This window comes from Sphaerisporangium rhizosphaerae (genome assembly GCF_042665155.1).
In the GTDB taxonomy this organism is placed as follows: Bacteria; Actinomycetota; Actinomycetes; order Streptosporangiales; family Streptosporangiaceae; genus Sphaerisporangium; species Sphaerisporangium rhizosphaerae.
Genome location: NZ_JBHTCG010000065.1, coordinates 1 through 15,115 on the forward strand (window position 1 = coordinate 1; position 15,115 = coordinate 15,115).

14 protein-coding genes are annotated in these 15,115 nt (G+C 70.1%); 8 read left to right on the forward strand and 6 right to left on the reverse strand.

What is annotated here, in order from left to right; all coding sequences use genetic code 11:
- The 3 genes from ACFQSB_RS39790 to cds1 form a co-directional block, all read right to left on the reverse strand.
- On the reverse strand, positions 1 to 514 hold a 514-nt coding region (locus ACFQSB_RS39790; RefSeq protein ID WP_380832505.1), incomplete at its 3' end, for an extracellular catalytic domain type 1 short-chain-length polyhydroxyalkanoate depolymerase.
- Positions 515 to 562: 48 nt separating this feature from the next.
- Positions 563 to 1,696: a cellulose binding domain-containing protein gene (locus tag ACFQSB_RS39795; protein WP_380832506.1), complete on the reverse strand. Its 1,134-nt coding sequence runs from the start codon at positions 1,694 to 1,696 to the stop codon at positions 563 to 565.
- Between the two features lie 624 nt (positions 1,697 to 2,320).
- Positions 2,321 to 3,394 (reverse strand): L-cysteine desulfhydrase Cds1, encoded by a 1,074-nt coding sequence (gene cds1, locus ACFQSB_RS39800; protein ID WP_354926120.1) that lies wholly within the window; start codon positions 3,392 to 3,394, stop codon positions 2,321 to 2,323.
- A 286-nt stretch (positions 3,395 to 3,680) separates the two neighbouring features.
- On the opposite strand from cds1, the gene ACFQSB_RS39805 reads away from it, so the two are divergent.
- Together ACFQSB_RS39805 and ACFQSB_RS39810 are read left to right on the forward strand one after the other, a co-directional pair.
- Complete coding sequence (locus ACFQSB_RS39805; RefSeq protein ID WP_354851880.1) at positions 3,681 to 4,277, forward strand: sigma-70 family RNA polymerase sigma factor; 597 nt, start codon at positions 3,681 to 3,683, stop codon at positions 4,275 to 4,277.
- Positions 4,278 to 4,385: 108 nt separating this feature from the next.
- A complete protein-coding gene (locus ACFQSB_RS39810) occupies positions 4,386 to 4,769 on the forward strand; it encodes a RidA family protein (protein WP_354926122.1) in 384 nt (127 codons plus the stop codon).
- 132 nt (positions 4,770 to 4,901) lie between these two features.
- On the opposite strand, the gene ACFQSB_RS39815 is transcribed toward ACFQSB_RS39810, so the two are convergent.
- The gene (locus ACFQSB_RS39815; protein ID WP_380832508.1) at positions 4,902 to 5,738 is read right to left on the reverse strand and encodes an EamA family transporter; all 837 of its coding nucleotides are present in this window, start codon (positions 5,736 to 5,738) and stop codon (positions 4,902 to 4,904) included.
- An 84-nt stretch (positions 5,739 to 5,822) separates the two neighbouring features.
- Between ACFQSB_RS39815 and ACFQSB_RS39820 the strand changes: the two genes are divergently transcribed.
- The 3 genes from ACFQSB_RS39820 to ACFQSB_RS39830 all read left to right on the forward strand — a co-directional run bounded on the left by ACFQSB_RS39820 (position 5,823) and on the right by ACFQSB_RS39830 (position 7,801).
- A complete protein-coding gene (locus ACFQSB_RS39820) occupies positions 5,823 to 6,404 on the forward strand; it encodes a helix-turn-helix domain-containing protein (RefSeq protein ID WP_380832510.1) in 582 nt (193 codons plus the stop codon).
- A gap of 174 nt (positions 6,405 to 6,578) precedes the next feature.
- Positions 6,579 to 6,884: a hypothetical protein gene (locus ACFQSB_RS39825; protein WP_354851888.1), complete on the forward strand. Its 306-nt coding sequence runs from the start codon at positions 6,579 to 6,581 to the stop codon at positions 6,882 to 6,884.
- Positions 6,885 to 7,036: 152 nt separating this feature from the next.
- A complete protein-coding gene (locus tag ACFQSB_RS39830) occupies positions 7,037 to 7,801 on the forward strand; it encodes a polysaccharide deacetylase family protein (protein WP_380832512.1) in 765 nt (254 codons plus the stop codon).
- A gap of 6 nt (positions 7,802 to 7,807) precedes the next feature.
- On the opposite strand, the gene typA is transcribed toward ACFQSB_RS39830, so the two are convergent.
- The gene (gene typA / locus ACFQSB_RS39835; protein WP_380832514.1) at positions 7,808 to 9,661 is read right to left on the reverse strand and encodes a translational GTPase TypA; all 1,854 of its coding nucleotides are present in this window, start codon (positions 9,659 to 9,661) and stop codon (positions 7,808 to 7,810) included.
- A gap of 509 nt (positions 9,662 to 10,170) precedes the next feature.
- Between typA and ACFQSB_RS39840 the strand changes: the two genes are divergently transcribed.
- Both ACFQSB_RS39840 and ACFQSB_RS39845 read left to right on the forward strand, forming a co-directional pair.
- Positions 10,171 to 10,926, forward strand: a complete 756-nt coding sequence (locus tag ACFQSB_RS39840; protein ID WP_380832516.1) for an alpha/beta hydrolase — start codon at positions 10,171 to 10,173, stop codon at positions 10,924 to 10,926.
- Entirely contained in the window at positions 10,923 to 12,050 is a 1,128-nt protein-coding gene (locus ACFQSB_RS39845) for an acetate/propionate family kinase (protein ID WP_380832518.1), read from the forward strand. The genes ACFQSB_RS39840 and ACFQSB_RS39845 overlap by 4 nt, the downstream gene beginning before the upstream one ends.
- A 192-nt stretch (positions 12,051 to 12,242) precedes the next feature.
- Here the strand turns inward: ACFQSB_RS39845 and ACFQSB_RS39850 are convergent, their stop codons facing one another.
- A complete protein-coding gene (locus tag ACFQSB_RS39850; RefSeq protein WP_380832519.1) occupies positions 12,243 to 13,679 on the reverse strand; it encodes an aldehyde dehydrogenase in 1,437 nt (478 codons plus the stop codon).
- 413 nt (positions 13,680 to 14,092) lie between these two features.
- On the opposite strand from ACFQSB_RS39850, the gene ACFQSB_RS39855 reads away from it, so the two are divergent.
- Positions 14,093 to 14,992, forward strand: a complete 900-nt coding sequence (locus ACFQSB_RS39855) for a coiled-coil domain-containing protein (protein ID WP_354851899.1) — start codon at positions 14,093 to 14,095, stop codon at positions 14,990 to 14,992.
- Positions 14,993 to 15,115 lie beyond the last annotated feature (123 nt).

A 15,115-nucleotide genomic window follows, 5' to 3' on the forward strand; every position in this document is an offset into this window, starting at 1 on the left:
AGGCGGAGGCGGCGGTGAAGACGTCGGGGTACTGGGCGGCCAGGACGTTGGTCATCATGGCGCCGGAGGAGAATCCGCTGACCGCGATGCGGCCGGGGTCGATGTTGTAGCGCTGGCGGGCGTAGGCCACCATCGACATGATGCCGGTGGAGTCGCTGCCGCCGTTGCGCTTGAGCGCCGCCGGGGTGGAGACGTCGAAGCACGAGCCGCTGCGGGTGGCCTCGGGCAGGACGATGATGTAGCCGTAGCGGTCGGCGGCGGTGACGAAGTCGTGCCCGTTGCCGTTGAAGATGCCGCTGGCCGAGCCGCTGCAGTAGTGCACCAGCACCAGCAGCGCCGGCCGTGCGGCGACATTGTTGGGCACGTAGATGTACATGTTCAGATTCGTCGGGTTGTTACCGAAACCGGTCACCCGGGTCAGCGAGGCGGCCGAGGCGGGCCACATCGCCATGAGCATGCTCGCGAGCGCCAGAGGTAGGGCGGCGGCCAGCATGGCCAAGAGCTTTCGTTTCACGCTGTTCTCCTCCGTCGGAAGACGCCGATGGCTCCGTCGCGGCGTGGGTCAGTTCGCGGTGCAGGTCAGCACGGGCACGCTGTTGGCGCCGTTCCAGGTGCCGAGGAATCCGAACTGCGCGGTGGCGCCGGCGCCCAGCGAGCCGTTGTAGTCCACGTTGCGGGCGGTGACCTGCGATCCGCTGGCGCTGATCGTGGCGCTCCAGCTCTGGGTGACCGTCTGGCCGTTGCCGAACTGCCAGCCGACCGTCCACGACGAGATGGGCGCGCCGCCCGCCGTGACCGTCACCGCCGCCTGGAAGCCGCCGGTCCACTGCCCGGTGATGGAGTACGCGGCCGAACACGACTTCCCGCCCGGAGTCGGGGTGGGGGTCGGCGTGGGAGTGGGCGTCGGAGTCGGCGTCGGAGTCGGCGTCGGGGTCGGCGTGGGGGTCGGCGTGGGAGTGGGGGTCGGCGTCGGCGTCGGGGTGCCCTGGCTGATGCTGCCGGGAACCGACTGCAGCGCCGCGTACCAGGCGGCGGCCATCTTGTCGTAGCCGTTGGCGGTGGGGTGGATGCCGTCGATCAGGTCGCCGGTGGTGAGCTTGCTGTGCATGTCGACCAGGTGGACGTGCTTGCCGCTGCTGACCTTGCTCTGGACGATGCCGGGGATGGCCGCGTTGAAGGTGCGGACGGAGTTCTCCTGGCCGGAGTTCGACAGCGGGATGATCGTCGCGACGAACACCTCCGCGTTCGGCGCCCCCGAGGTGATGTGGTCGATCAGGGTGGACAGCCGCTGCGGGGCGCTGGACACGTTGTAGTTCTGCAGCACGTCGTTGGTGCCGATGTGCAGCAGAACCGTGCGCGGCGAGTAGTTGCGCAGCCAGCCCGCGATGTTGGCGTCGATCTGGTCGATGCGCCAGCCGGGGTGTCCCTCGTGATCGTGGTCGCCGAGGTTGCCCGGCCCGTTGAACTGGGATCCGACGAAGTCGATCGTGTAGCGGCCGGAGGCCAGGCGCTGCCACAGCCCGATGCGGTATCCGCCGGGCACCTGAGTGCCTTCAGTGATCGAGTCACCCAGCGGCATCACCCGCACTCCGCCGTTGGACTCGGCGCTGGCGACGCCCATCCCGGTCGCCGTTCCCGTCGCCACCACGGCGACGGCCAGCAGCGCGGCGGTCAGCCATCGCTTCCATGCGTACATGCTTCGATCTCCCGACGTCAGCAGGTGAAGGTGGTTTGAGCCGGCAGGCCGTGCCGCCAGGGCGGTGGGTCGTGGTCGCCGCCGAGGCCCATGCCTCGGTAGAGGTACCGGCCGGTCGTCCGTCCGGCGCGGAACGGCCGTCGGGACCTCGGCGGTGCGACGGCCGATGGGTATGAGCCGAACTCTGGCGTTCTGGCCCAGGAGCACAAAGATCGCGAATGCGATGTTAGCGTTAACATCCGCTGGAGCGCGCCCCTTCTTCTCAGCCGGGGTGAGAGGTGTGGTGCGGCGGAGCCAATACGACGGGCCGGGGTCGCGTCAAGTGGGGGTGCCGCCGCCTCCACCCGCTGTGATGAGGCGTCATCAGGGCTTGCTGGCACTTGCCTGCGCGCGGCCGCACCGGCCGGGATGGACGGTGCTGAAAATTTCAGGCATGTGTCGGGCGCTGTCGCCGGCGGCGATCCTGCCCGCCATCCCCGTGATGTCCCGCCGGCGAGGGTCGTCGAAACTCGCGGTGGCGCGGCATGGCATCCGCGCCGCACCCGGCTTTCCACGCGGAAGAACGGCCGGGACTACCCGGTCGCGTCCGCGTGACCGGGTGACGTCCGTCGGTGGGTGGCCGGTTCAGTGGGTGAGGAAGGACCGCAGGTCGGCGAGGGCGGGCTCGATGTCGACGCCGCGTTCGGCGAGCCAGTCGTCATCGTCGTAGGTGCACCGGTAGCGCTCGCCGCCGTCGCAGATGAGGGTGACCACGCTGCCCTGCTTGCCGTTCTCGCGCATGCTCCTGATGATCTGGACGGCGGCCGCCACGTTGGTCCCCGTGGACCCGCCGACGTGGCGGCCGGTGACCTCGCGGACCCACCGCATGGCGGCGATGGAGGTGGCGTCGGGCACCTGGATCATGCGGTCGATCACCGAAGGCAGGAACGACGGCTCGACGCGGGGCCGGCCGATGCCCTCGATCCCGGATCCAGAGGCGATCATCCGGGAGTCGCCGGCGACCCAGGCCGGGTAGAAGGCCGACCCCTCCGGATCGACGACGGCCAGGCGGGTGGCGTGGCGGCGGTAGCGGATGTAGCGGCCGATCGTGGCCGAGGTGCCGCCGGTGCCGGCGCCGACGACGATCCAGGACGGCTCCGGATGCCGTTCCAGGGACATCTGCTGGAAGATGCTCTCGGCGATGTTGTTGTTGCCCCGCCAGTCCGTGGCGCGCTCGGCGTAGGTGAACTGGTCCATGAAGTGGCCGCCGGTGTCCTGCGCCAGGCGGCGCGACTCCTCGTAGATGGCCCGCGCGTTGTCCACGAGCTGGCACTTGCCGCCGTAGAACTCGATCAGCGCGATCTTCTCGGGGGAGGTCGAGGCGGGCATCACCGCGATGAACGGCAGGCCGAGCATGCGGGAGAAGTACGCTTCGCTCACCGCCGTCGAGCCGCTGGAGGCCTCGATGACGGTGGTGTCCGGCCCGATCCAGCCGTTGGCGAGCCCGTACAGGAACAGTGAGCGGGCCAGACGGTGCTTGAGCGAGCCGGTCGGGTGGACCGACTCGTCCTTGAGGTACAGGTCGATGCCCCATTGCGGCGGAAGGGGGAACACGTGCAGGTGGGTGTCGCAGCTGCGGTTGGCGTCGGCCTCGACCGTACGGATCGCTTCGGCCACCCACGCCCGGACTTCCGGATCATGCCTATCCACGTACTTCATGGGCATACGTTAACTTGTGGTCCCTCTATGTGACCCTTACCACACTTTCCCGTGATTTGTCCGTTGTCTGTTACTATAATGAGACTTGTCCGGCCTGGAGGTGTGTCGACGCCACTCCGAGCCAGCTACCGATGAACCCCAGCTGACCTGCTTGGACCCCTAACGTCACCCTTACGAGTGAACCGCAAGCATGTGATCAGCCGTCGTACGGAGTAAAGCGGTTAGAGAGCCTGCATGGGTTCATGTCGGATGGGTAACGGGGGACAGCAGGCATGAGGGGGATGAGATGATCTCGATGACCGAACAGCAGCGTCAGGCATGGTTCGAGCGCGATGTCATGCCCGTGACGAGCCAGCTTTACGCGTCGGCCATGCGCCTCACCCGCAACACGGCCGATGCCGAGGATCTGGTGCAGGAGACCGTCGCCAAGGCCTACACCTCCTACCACCAGTTCCGCCCTGGCACGAACCTGCGGGCGTGGCTGCATCGCATCCTGACCAACAATTTCATCAACGACTACCGCAAGCAGCAGCGCTCTCCCAAGCTGTCCGCGGCCGAGGACATCGAGGACTGGCAGCTCGCCGCCGCCGAGTCGCACATGTCCACCGGCCTGCGCTCGGCGGAGACCGAGGCGCTCGAACTGCTGCCCGACAGTGTCGTGATGAACGCTTTGCGCTCGCTGCCCGACGACTTCAAGGTCGCGGTCTACCTGGCCGACATCGAGGGCTTCGCCTACAAGGAGATCGCCGAGCGCATGGGCACTCCGATCGGCACGGTCATGTCCCGGCTGCACCGCGGACGCCGCCAGCTCAGGACGATGCTGGAGGGCTACGCGCACGAGGAGGGTGCGCTGCGCGCGCCCGCCCAGTTCCAGGCGGCCTGATCCAGGGACGACGTCCGAAGGCCGGCACGGCGTCCGCCGAGGCGGCCTTCACGCGTTTCGCTCCGCCCCTGGTGGACGTACGCCTCGCCGTCTGTCTACGGTCTCGCCATGAAGACTCGCAGATTGATCTCAAGTGGTTCCACGTTCGAGCAGGCGGTCGGGTACTCGCGGGCGGTGGTCGACGGCGACTGGGTGCACGTCGCGGGGACGACGGGGTTCGACTACACGAGCATGACCATCGCCGAGGGCATCGTGGAGCAGGTCGAGCAGTGCATGAAGAACATCGGCGCCGCGCTCGAGGAGGCGGGATGCTCCTTCGCCGACGTGGTCCGCGTCCGGTACATGCTGCCCGACGCGGATGACTTCGAGCCGTGCTGGCCGGTGTTGCAGCGGTACTTCGGTGAGGTGCGGCCCGCCGCGACGATGTTCGTCTGCGGCCTGTCCGACCCGCGGATGCGCATCGAGATCGAGGTGACCGCCCACCGGGTCTGATACGGCCGGAACCAGGTGCACCGGGCGGGGTGGCCCTCGCCAGGCCGAGGCGACGAGAGCATGGCCCTCGCCGGGCCGAGGCGACGAAGGCGTGGCTTCCTTTACGCCGAGGCGATGAGGGCGTGGTGTTCGCTACGCCGAGGCGATGAGGGCCACCGCGCCGAGGGCCAGCCCGACCCCCGCGGCCTGCAGGGCGCTGAGCCGCTCCCCGAGCACGTACCTGGCGAGCAGGAGGGTGCTGGCCGGGTAGAGCGAGGCGAGCACCGCGACGACGGTCAGCAGGCCGCGCTGGACCGCCATCAGATACAGCACGTTGGCGAGCATGTCGAGGATCCCGGCGGTGACGATGGCCGGCAGGGCGCCCTTGCCGGGCCTGACCGTGCGCCCGCTCGCCAGGGCCAGCGCGCCGGCGGCGACCGCGGAGGCGAGGCGGGCGCCGAACAGCGGCCACAGGCCGGCCTCGGCGGGCACCTGCTTGAGCAGGACGAAGAAGGCGCCGAACCCCAGGCCGGACACCAGGGCCTGGACGACCGGCGCCGGCGCGGCCCGGCTCCGGCCCGCCCCGGGCTCGCGGCTGACCAGCACCACGGCGGCCAGCGCCAGGGCGACCCCGCACAGGGCGGCCGCCTCGGGGCGTTCGCCCATCGCCAGACCGGCCAGGACGGGCAGCGCCGCCGAGGTGGTGGCGGTGGTCGGCGCCACGACCGACATGACCCCGGAGGCCAGGGCGCGGTAGAACAGGACCACGCCCACGCCGCCGCACAGCCCCGCGGCCATGCCCCACCCGAGCGCGGCCGGGCTCGGCGTCCCGGGCAGCAGCGGGAGCAGCGGAAGCACGAAGACCAGGCCGGTGAGCTGGGTGAGCATCACCACGGCCAGGACGCGGGAGCGTCTGGTGGCCAACCCGCCGAAGAAGTCCGCCGTCCCGTAGACCACGGCGCACATCGTCGCGAGCATCACCGCTGCCATGTCCGCTCACCCCCAATGGATTGCACTGTTAGTGCAATATATTGGGGGCAATGCGTTGTTCACAAATGCCACTAGACTGCACCTATGGCTGATCCCGGGACCGTCACGGCGGCGATCGCCAACAACGTCCGCGCTCAGCGCGCCCACCGCGGGCTCACCCTGGACGCGCTCGCCGCGCGGTCCGGCGTGAGCCGCGGGATGCTCGTCCAGATCGAGCAGTGCCGCACCAACCCCAGTGTGACCACGCTCACGCGCATCGCCGACGCCCTCGGGGTCACCGTGGCCCGCCTGGTCGAGGTGTCCGACACCCCGGTCGTCCGGGTGGTGGCCGCCGCCGACGCGGCCACCCTGTGGCGCAGCGACCAGGGCGGCTCGGCCCGCCTGCTGCTCGGCTCCGACGCCCCGGCCATCCTGGAGCTGTGGGACTGGACGCTGCAGCCGGGGGAGTTCCACGACGGGGACGCCCACCCGCCCGGCACGCGCGAGATGCTCACGGTGCTGTCGGGCGAGCTGACCCTGTCGGTGTACGGGAGCAGCCACGTGCTCAAGAAGGACGACGCCGTGCTCTTCAGCGCCGACCGTCCGCATCGTTACGCGAACGAGGGCGGCGAGGCGCTGCGCTTCGTCATGGTCGTCACCGAGCCGCGCGAGGCGCTCGACCAGTGACGACACCGCCGGTCGCTCCGCCGGCCGCGGGGAGATCCGGCTTCTTGACCGGCTTCTGTCCACTCCAGTAGGTCACGTCTCGACCACGGGAGTGCAAAGGCGCGCCCATCGGGGGTACATCACCGGTGTGTGCTTACCGCTCTGGCCCGCTGTGGCCCTACTGGGGGTGGATGGGTGACTGAGGCCCGCGCGGCTCTGGCGAAGCTCCGGGTGGAGCTCGTCAGCCTGGGGGTGACCGACGCGTACGACGTATGCGATGACGCGATCCTGTCTGTCTGGATTGGCCTGGTAGTGACCTTCCGCGATGGTTTTTACCGTTGGCAGGAGGGTGTGGTGAAACGTCGCCATCTGGGTACGGATCCGGTGGGTTGCGCCATTCGCGTGGCGCGTCGTTACGCCGAGTTGCAGGCCGACGCTCCTCCCTGGTGGGACGAGCTGGCCAAGGCTCTGCGGGGGGAAGCGGCCGATCACTATCCGTGACCCCTGCCGCTGTACGGGGGGAGCGCGCGGTGGCATCGGTGCGGGTGGTTCTGCTGTGGCTGGCATGCTTGTTCGGGCTGGTCGTAGCCTTGCCTGGCTGCGGTCAGGTACGGGCGCCCGTTCGGGGAGGGTCGAAGGATGAGGTCATCCGGGTGCGGTCGTCCGCGCCGGTCAGGGCCGTCTCCGATCCGGCGCTGCTGGCCCTGCGGGTGATCGGCCAGCAGCCCGGCTGGCCGGGCACCCGGCCCGTCGTGGCGCCGGCCGAACGGTCCATAGCCTGCGCGCACGTCAAGTGCGTGGCGCTGACCTTCGACGACGGCCCCTTCGACTACACCGGCGCGGTGCTGGACGCGCTGGCCCGGCACAACGCCAGGGCGACGTTCTTCGTCGTCGGGCAGATGGTGACGCCGGCGACCGCGCCGCTGCTGCGGCGGATGGTCGCGGAGGGCCACCAGCTCGGCAACCACTCGTGGGACCATCCCGCCCTCACGTCGCTGTCCCGCGACGGCCTGCGGGGGCAGCTCGACCGCACCCAGCAGGTGGTCAGGTCGATCACGGGGGTCACCATGCGGCTGATGCGCCCGCCGTACGGGTCGACCGACGGCAAGGTGGCCGAGGAGACCGGCAGGGCCGGCCTCGCGCAGATCCTGTGGGACCTGGACACCCTCGACTGGCGCGACCGTGACAGCGCCCTGGTGGCGCGGCGGGCCTCGGCCGCCCGGCCCGGCTCGGTGGTGCTGCTGCACGACATCCACCGGACCACGATGGAGGCGCTGCCGCACCTGCTGGCCGACCTCAGCGCCAAGGGATACACCTTCGTGACGGTGTCGGAGCTGTACGGGGCGCGTGAGCTCGTGCCCGGCAAGCGCTACGCCGGCGAGACCGGCGAGCGCCAGGACCAGAGCACGAGCCCGTAGCCGTCGTCAGTTGCCGCGCTTGGCGCGGGCGGCCGAGCGGCCGCGGGTGGCCGCGTCCAGCACGACCTTGCGCAGGCGGACGTTCTCGGGAGTGATCTCCACGCACTCGTCCTCGCGGCAGAACTCCAGCGCCTGCTCCAGCGAGAGCACCCGCGGCGGGATGACCTTCTCGGTCTCCTCGCTGGTGGAGGAGCGCATGTTGGTGAGCTTCTTCTCCTTGGTGATGTTGACGTCCATGTCGTCGGAGCGGGAGTTCTCCCCGACGATCATGCCTTCGTAGACCTCGGTGGTCGGCGAGACGAACAGCGTGCCGCGCTCCTGGAGGTTGAGCATGGCGAACGCGGTGACGGCGCCGGCGCGGTCGGCCACCAGCGAGCCGTTGTTGCGGGTGCGCAGCTCGCCGAACCACGGCTCGTAGGCCTCGAAGACGTGGTGCACCAGGCCGGTGCCGCGCGTCTCGGTGAGGAACTCGGTGCGGAAGCCGATCAGGCCGCGGGCCGGGACCACGAACTCCATGCGGATCCAGCCGGTGCCGTGGTTGGTCATGTGCTCCATGCGGCCCTTGCGGACGGCGAGGAGCTGGGTGATCGCGCCGAGGTACTCCTCGGGGGCGTCCACGGTGAGCCGCTCGACCGGCTCGTGCACCTTGCCGTCGACCGTCTTGGTGACGACCTGCGGCTTGCCGACGGTCAGCTCGTAGCCCTCGCGGCGCATCTGCTCGACCAGGATGGCCAGGGCCAGCTCGCCGCGGCCCTGAACCTCCCAGGCGTCGGGCCGGTCGGTGGGCAGCACGCGCAGCGACACGTTGCCGACCAGCTCCTTCTCCAGGCGGTCCTTCACCATGCGGGCGGTGACCTTGGAGCCCTTGACCTTGCCGACCAGCGGGCTGGTGTTGGTGCCGATCGTCATCGAGATGGCGGGCTCGTCGACGGTGATCAGCGGCAGCGGGCGCGGGTCGTCGGGGTCGGCCAGCGTCTCGCCGATCATGATGTCCGGGATGCCGGCGATGGCGATGATGTCGCCGGGGCCGGCCTGCTCGGCGGGCTTGCGCTCGAGGGCGTCGGTCATCAGCAGCTCGCTGATCTTGACCCGCTGGATGGTGCCGTCGGTGCGGCACCAGGCGACCTGCTGGCCCTTCTTGATCGTGCCCTGGTGGACGCGGCACAACGCGATGCGGCCCAGGTAGCTGGAGGCGTCGAGGTTGGTGACGTGGGCCTGCAGCGGCGCGGAGGGGTCGTACACCGGTGCCGGGATGGTGTCGGTGATCGTCTTGAACAGCGGCTCGAGATCCTCGGAGTCGGGCATGCCGCCGTTGTCGGGACGGTTGAGGCTGGCCCGGCCGGCCTTGGCCGAGGCGTAGACGATCGGGAAGTCGATCTGCTCCTCGGTGGCGTCGAGGTCGATGAACAGCTCGTACACCTCGTCGACGACCTCGGCGATGCGGGCGTCGGGGCGGTCGACCTTGTTGATGCACAGGATGACCGGCATCTTGGCGCCGAGCGCCTTGCGCAGGACGAAGCGCGTCTGCGGCAGCGGTCCCTCGGAGGCGTCGACCAGCAGGACGACGCCGTCGACCATCGACAGGCCGCGCTCGACCTCGCCGCCGAAGTCGGCGTGGCCGGGGGTGTCGATGATGTTGAGGGTCATGCCGCTGTGCTTGACCGCGGTGTTCTTGGCGAGAATGGTGATGCCCTTCTCGCGCTCCAGGTCGTTGGAGTCCATGACCCGCTCGTCGACATCCTGGTTGGCGCGGAACGCCCCGGACTGCCACAGCATGGCGTCCACGAGCGTGGTCTTGCCGTGGTCGACGTGCGCGATGATCGCGATGTTCCGCAGGTCGTCGCGGCTGTTCAAAGGCATGATGGAGTCTCGCTCTGGGTCGTGGAGGCCGGCCGCGGACACTGCGGCCTCCACCATTTTAGTTGATCGGGGTTACCACCACGTGCCGCGCCCGCGCAAAGCAAACATTTCTGGCAATGTTCACAAATTCGTGATGCGGTCGTCCACTAGCGCCCGACCAGCGGAGACGACCCGCCGTCCCGTCCGCCGGACCGCCACCGAAGGGCCGTGCGAGCGGCTCCGGGACTAACAACGGCTCGCCCGGGAAGACATGCCAGCATGGTGGACGAAGGACTCATGCGACCGGCCGCCTCCGTGCACCGGGTCACCGACTCGGCGGTGGACCTTCTGACATGCAGGCGGCGCAAGGGCGAACGGTGCCGCATCGCCGTCTGGGGCCTGGTCATGGGCGCGTTCGTGGTCGCCTGCGTCACGCCGGTGGCCGCCAAGGCACAGGCGCTCGGGGCGCAGGCCCCCACGGCATGGGCCTCCTCCGCCTGCGCGCCGGGCGTTCCCCATAAGCTTTTTCCATGCCCCTTGCCGCAGCATTCCCCGCGACGCTGATGACCAAGGACGGCGTACGGATCGACGCCGCGCACACCCCCTCCCGGGGCGACGCCGATCTCGGCATCGTCCTTGCCCACGGGTTCACCGGTTCCTGGCGAGAGAGCGCGACACGGCGCATCGCGCACGTGCTGAGCGGCTACGGCGGGGTGGTGGCCTTCGACTTCCGCGGCCACGGCAGGTCCGGCGGCCGCTCCACGGTCGGCGACGTGGAGGTGCTCGACCTGGACGCGGCGGTGGCGCACGCCCGCTCCATCGGGTACGCGCGGGTCGCGACCGTCGGCTTCTCGATGGGCGCCGCGATCGCCGTCCGGCACGCCGCCCTGCACAGAGGCGCCGACGCGGTGGTGGCCGTGAGCGGTCCCGCCCGCTGGTACTACCGAGGCACCCGCCCCATGCGGCAGGTCCACTGGGCCATCGAGCGGCCCTCCGGACGGCTGGCCGCCCGGGTGGCCAAGCGCACGCGCATCCAGTCCGGCACGTGGGACCCGGTGCCGCTCGCGCCGCACGAGGCGGTCGGGCGCATCGCGCCCACGCCGCTGCTGATCGTGCACGGCGACGCCGACGCCTTCTTCCCGCTGGAGCACGCCCACCAGCTCTACGACGCGGCGCGCGAGCCGAAGGAGCTGTGGATCGAGCCGGGGTACGGCCACGCCGAGTCCGCCGCCACCCCCGGCCTCATCAGGCGCATCGGATCGTGGATCACGGAGGTGCCGCGGTGATCCTCGTGATCAACTCCGGGTCGTCCTCGGTGAAGTACGAGCTCATCGACGTGGAGGGCCCCACCCGGCACCAGGCGGGCAAGATCGAGCGCATCGGCGAGCCGGGGTCGCCGTTCCCCGACCACGCGGCCGCGCTGGAGAAGGCCGCCGAGGAGGTCGCCCCGCACGCGGACGGGCTCACCGCCGTCGGCCACCGCGTGGTCCACGGCGGGGCCGCCTTCACCGGTCCCGTCCTGATCGACGACGACGTCGTCAAGCAGATCGAAGAGGCCGTGCCGCTGGCCCCGCTGCACAACCCGTCGAACCTGGCGGGCATCGAGGTCATGCGCCGGCTCCACCCCGGCCTGCCGCAGGTGGCCGTCTTCGACACCGCCTTCCACAGCACGCTCCCCCCGGCCGCCCGCACCTACGCCATCGACCGCGAGGTCGCCGAGCGGGCCGGCGTGCGGCGCTACGGGTTCCACGGCACCTCCACGGCCTACGTCTCCCGCGTGGCCGCCGAGATGGTCGGCAAGCCCGACATGGCCAACGTCATCGTGCTGCACCTCGGCAACGGCGCGAGCGCCTCGGCCGTGTCGGCGGGCCGCTGCGTCGACACCTCCATGGGCATGACCCCGCTGGAGGGGCTGGTCATGGGCACCCGCTCCGGCGACGTGGACCCCGGGGTGATCTTCCACCTGATCCGGGGCGGCATGACGCCGGACGAGGTCGAGGAGATGCTCGTCCACCGCAGCGGGCTGTACGGCCTGTGCGGCGACAACGACATGCGCACGGTCCTCGACCGGGTCGCCGCGGGCGACGACGAGGCCGCGCTGGCCTACAACGTGTACTGCCACCGGCTGCGCAAGTACATCGGCGCCTACACCGCGGTGCTCGGCCGGGTGGACGTCATCGCGTTCACCGGCGGGGTCGGCGAGAACTCCGCCCCGGTGCGGCGCAAGGTGCTCTCGGGCCTCGCGCCGATGGGCATCCGCCTCGATCCGACGCGCAACTCCTCGGTGCGCGGCGCCCGGCTGGTCTCCGCCGACGACTCGGCCGTGGCGGTCGCCGTCGTGCCGACCGACGAGGAACTGGAGATCGCCATCGAGACCGCCGCCGTAGTGGCGCGAACCAATTCGGAATAAATGTCGTCTACCTCCTCAGGAGGTATGAGGTCCACCAGGGGACAGCCTTTACCCGGGCAGTACTCCTGACGGGGGCGACCTCGGACATCCTTGTAATGCGGGGCCGTCGCCCAGCGACGCGGGGGCGCGCTGGGCGGCGGTTGCGCACGACGTCGGCCGTGGTGGGCACGACGTCGGCCGGGGTGGACGGCCTCAGCCCAGGCGGGCGATCGACTTGTACTCCAGGTATCCGGCCAGGCCCTCGGGGCCGAGCTCGCGGCCGACGCCGCTGGCCTTGAACCCGCCGAACGGCGTGGACGGCTCCATGGTGTTCATCATGTTGACGCCGTAGGTGCCGGCGCGGACCCGGCGGGCGACGTCCATGCCGTGGTCGGTGTCGGCGGTCCACACCGTGCCCGACAGCCCGTACTCGCTGTCGTTGGCGATGCGGACGGCGTCCTCCTCGTCCTGGTACTCGATCACCGAGAGCACCGGGCCGAAGATCTCCTCGCGGGCGATGCGCATGTCGTTCGAGACGCCCGCGAAGACGGTCGGCGCGACGTACCAGCCGCGGTCACGGGGCCGGTCCAGGCCGCCGAGCACCGGCTTGGCGCCCTCCTCGATGCCGATCTTGATGTAGCCCTCGACGCGCTCCTGCTGGCGCTTGGCGACCATCGGGCCGATGCCGGTGGCCGGGTCGGCGGGGTCGCCGACCGCCTGCCCGGCGACCATGTCGGCGATCGCCTGGACCACCTCGTCGTAGCGGGAGGCGGAGGCGAGGATGCGGGTCTGCGCCACGCACGCCTGGCCGTTGTTCATCAGCGAGGCGATGGACAGGAACCCCATGGCGGAGGGCAGGTCGCAGTCGTCCAGGATGATCGCCGCCGACTTGCCGCCCAGCTCCAGGCTGCAGCGCTTCAGCCGTTCGCCGCAGATGCCGCCGATGCGCCGGCCGGCGGCGGTGGACCCGGTGAAGGCCACCTTGTCGACGCCCGGGTGCGAGACCAGGTGCTCGCCGGCCTCGCGGCCCGCGGCCACGATGTTGACCACGCCCTCGGGAATGCCGGACTCCTTGACCATCTCGGCCAGGAGGTAGGAGTCGAGCGGGGTCTCGGGGGCGGGCTTGACGACGACCGTGCAGCCGGCGAGGAGGGCGGGGGCCAGCTTGGTCATGATGACGAACTGCGGGACGTTCCACGGCACCACGGCGGCGACGACGCCGACCGGCTCGCGCCGGACGGTCACCGGGCCGAACATGCCGGGACGTTCCTCCTCGACCGCGAAGCTCTTGCCGAGCTCGCTGTAGTACTGGAGCATGCCGAGCGGCTGCGGGGCCTGGGCGAGCTGGGAGAAGGTGATGGGCGAGCCCATCTCCAGGGTGATCAGCTCGGCCATCTCGGCCTGCCGGGCGGCGTACAGCCCGGCGAGCCTGCCGATCACCTCGGCGCGCTCGGCCATGGACATCCGCGGCCACGGCCCGTGGTCGAAGGCCTGGCGGGCGGCGGCCACGGCGCGGTCCATGTCGGCGGGGGCGCCGTCGGGCACCCGGCCGACGACCTCCTCGGTGTGCGGGGAGACGACGTCGATCGTCGCGGTGCCCGAGGGAGCCACCCAGTCGCCCCCGATGAACAGACGGTCGTGCTGGAGCATGAGACTTGCCTCCTGGTCGGGCGGGGCCTGGTCCGGTCTGACCGGACGCCCGCTGGACGATCTTGCCGCGAGGGCGCCCACGGGCGGTCCGCGGTGTCCGGTGGATACGACAGAACCATGTTCTACACAACTCGACAAGAGCCGGGGAGCGGAAGGCCCGGAGCGGCGCCCCTCGCCGGCATCGCCCGGGCCGGTCCGCCGGCCGGGGGAGGGCCGTGGTCACCGGCGGTGGGCATCGTGAGGTGCCGCCGGTCGTCGGCGTGTGACCCGGGGCCCAATTACCGGGATTCCCGCACCCTGCGTAGTCGCGAAGTGGTAGATACTTCGCCAATGGTGTATAGGTTCCTCCGATCGTGTGACAGGCCCGAAGATCGGCTTCTATAGTTTCGGGGCGTCGGGAATGGGGAGGGCTGATGCGATCAGGCCGTGCGGTCGCGCTGGCGGCCGTCCTCCTGGGCCTGTTCACCGCGCTGGTGATCCCGCCCGCCGATGCCAAGCCCACCCCCCAGTCCCAGCTCGACAAGCTGACCAAGCAGGCCGCCGATCTGCAGAAGGCCTACCGCGGTGAGATCCAGAGCCTGCAGGACACCCGCGACGCGGTGCGGAAGGCCGGGCAGCGGGTCAAGAAGCTCCGCGGCGACCTGGTCGACGCCGAGCGCCGGATGGGGCAGTTCTTCGCCACCTCCTACATGGCCGGCTCGGTCGACGGCCCGCAGGTCATCAACTACACCGGCGACCCCGACGCGATCCTCGGGCAGGCCGCCACCGTCACCTACCTGGCGGAGGAGAAGAACCAGCGGCTGAACCGCATCTCCGGACTGATCAAGGAGTCCAAGGACGCCAAGAAGCAGGCCGACGGCAAGATCGGCGACCTGAAGAAGGAGATCGCCCGGCTGGAGGACAAGAAGGCCGACGTCGAGCGGCTGCTCAAGAAGTTCGGCTTCCAGACCCCCGACGCCGGCAGCGGCCTGACCTCGCGCATGGTGAGCATCCGCAACGTCATCATGCAGAACTTCCCGATGCCGTTCGGCGTCGGGTGCCTGCGCGCGGGCGACCCCGGCGAGCACGGCAAGGGCCGCGCCTGCGACTTCATGATGAGCACCGGCGGCCGCATGCCCGACGCCGCCTCCAAGGCGCGCGGCGACGCCCTGGCCCAGTGGTGCATCGAGAACGGCCGCCAGATCGGGATCATGTACATCATCTGGCAGCAGCGCTACTACGACATCCGCACCGGAGCCGGCTGGCGCATGATGTCCGACCGCGGCGGCATCACCGCCAACCACTACGACCACGTCCACGTCTCGGTCTTCTAGTAAGGGGACGAATAGCGTCTGATGAGCTATTCGCAGACTTGAAGAAGGCGTTTGAGCTGGTCACCGGCCTGTGGGGGTGACGTTCGCCGAGGTCATCGTGTGTGTCGGTGCGTGGCTGTCTGC